General features: G+C 46.8%; 1 pseudogene. It reads right to left on the reverse strand.

The window, feature by feature from the left end:
• Positions 1-194: 194 nt before the first annotated feature.
• Positions 195-590 (reverse strand): annotated as a pseudogene (locus tag KIV40_RS27060) (bifunctional 3,4-dihydroxy-2-butanone-4-phosphate synthase/GTP cyclohydrolase II); the annotation flags it as partial.

Here is a 590-nt window from a genome sequence, read left to right on the forward strand (position 1 = left end):
GCAACATCTAATGCTAATTTAGTTGAGCTAACACCGGGGAGATAAAGCGGTGAGTACAAAACGATTCCTTTGCTGATAAAGGTCAAAAGGCAGAGAGTTCACTATGCAATCTTGTGCTCTCTGCTTAATGCTTACCTATCAATTAGGGTTGTCTCACCAATAACATCTGTTGACAGTTCTACTGCAGAACGGTCTTAGTTACACACGTACTCAACCACATTCAAACCACAGCCACCAAGCGCCTGGTAGCGTTTAGAGATTGAAGAGAGTAAACGCATGTCTCGAACACCCAGGTCTTGTAGAATCTGAGAACCAACACCAACACGGCGTGACGTTCCCTGCTTCTTAGCCATGGTTGGCTGTTCATTCTTGTCTTGTGCTTCGAAGGTCTTCACTTTGTGAATCAAAGAATCTGAAGACTCCTCGTTACCAAGAATAACCAAAACACCGCCCTCTTCACCAATACGCTTCATCGCTTTGTCGAGAGACCAACTGCGCTCGGTGCCACGATCTGAATGAAGCAGATCGGTGAATGTGTCATGCAGGTGAACGCGAACCAGTGGCGCAGTGCCTGTAAGGTCGCCTTTCTG

The sequence above is a fragment of the Vibrio sp. D173a genome (genome assembly GCF_030248475.1).